Origin of the sequence: Bradyrhizobium sp. 153, assembly GCF_023073835.1 — a bacterium.
Taxonomy (GTDB): domain Bacteria; phylum Pseudomonadota; class Alphaproteobacteria; order Rhizobiales; family Xanthobacteraceae; genus Bradyrhizobium.
Genome location: NZ_JADPKH010000024.1, coordinates 1 through 1,263 on the forward strand (window position 1 = coordinate 1; position 1,263 = coordinate 1,263).

1 protein-coding gene and 1 pseudogene are annotated in these 1,263 nt (G+C 62.9%); both read left to right on the forward strand.

The window, feature by feature from the left end; translation table 11 throughout:
• Positions 1 to 99: 99 nt before the first annotated feature.
• Positions 100 to 774: pseudogene (locus IVA91_RS06170) on the forward strand (recombinase family protein); the annotation flags it as partial.
• Between the two features lie 30 nt (positions 775 to 804).
• The coding region (locus IVA91_RS06175) for a zinc ribbon domain-containing protein (RefSeq protein WP_247458467.1) at positions 805 to 1,263 on the forward strand (459 nt) is incomplete at its 3' end.

Here is a 1,263-nt window from a genome sequence, read left to right on the forward strand (position 1 = left end):
CTGCAGTACCGCCTCGTCGATCGCGCCATCGGTCTGGGCTGGCCGCCGGAGCGCGTCCAGGTCATTGACGAGGATCTGGGCAAATCCGGTGCTGGCGCTGTGGATCGTCATGGTTTCCAGAAGCTCATTGCCGAGATCGGCCTTGGCAACGCCGGCCTTGTGGTGAGCCTCGACGCTTCTCGCTTGGCCCGCAATAACCGGGACTGGCATCAGCTTCTCGAGCTGTGCTCGGTGTTCGGCGTGCTCATTGCGGATGGCGAGCGGCTTTACGATCCGCGCGCCTACCACGACCGCCTGCTGTTGGGCTTGTCCGGCATCATGAGCGAGGCGGAGCTGCATCAGCTTCGGATGCGCCTTCACCAAGGAGAACGCCAGAAGGCAACGCGGGGCGAACTGCGGCTGCCCCTGCCAGCCGGGCTCGCCTATGATCGAGGCGGCACAATTGTTCTCAATCCCGATGAGGAGGTGCAGGCCCGTCTTCATCTCGTGTTTGCCAAATTCCGGGAACTGCAAAGCGCTCGCCGTGTGATGCGGTACTTGGACAGGAACGGATTATCCTTGCCGGTTCGACCGCTGCTTGGACCATCTCCACACGAGATCGTCTGGCGTGCGCCAGATAGTGCACCCCTCCTTAGTATCCTTCAAAATCCGGCCTATGCTGGGGCGTATGTTTATGGCCGTCGGCAAAAGGATCCGAACCGATGCCGGCCGGGATCGCTGACGGGAACGGTCAAGGTGGCGATCCCGGATTGGGCGGTTTGCCTCCACGCCGCTCACCCAGGCTATATCAGCTGGGAGGAGTTCATGGCCAACCAGGGGCGACTGGCAGATAACATCTTCCGCTATGAGGCAGAACACTCTGGCGTACCGCGCAAGGGGGCAGCCCTGTTACAAGGAATTGCGATCTGCGGCCGTTGCGGACGGCGCATGAGCATGCTCTACACGGGCCCGAATGCCGACTATCCGGTCTATTGCTGCCGCTCGGATCGGGACCAGCTAGGCACTGCACTATTTCAGGAAGTCCGGGCCTTGGCGGTTGACGCGCTGGTCGAACGGATGCTCCTCGATGCCCTGGTGCCGGATCAGATTGAGATCGCACTCGCGGCGGCGGGCCAACCGGAGCAAGAGAGTCGTCAGCTCGAGCGCCAGTGGGCGCTTCGCGTGGAGCGCGCCCGCTACGAGGCCGAGCGCGCCCGGCGTCAGTATGACGCCGTCGAGCCCGAGAACCGTCTTGTGGCGCGCTCACTTGAGCGGGCTTGGGAA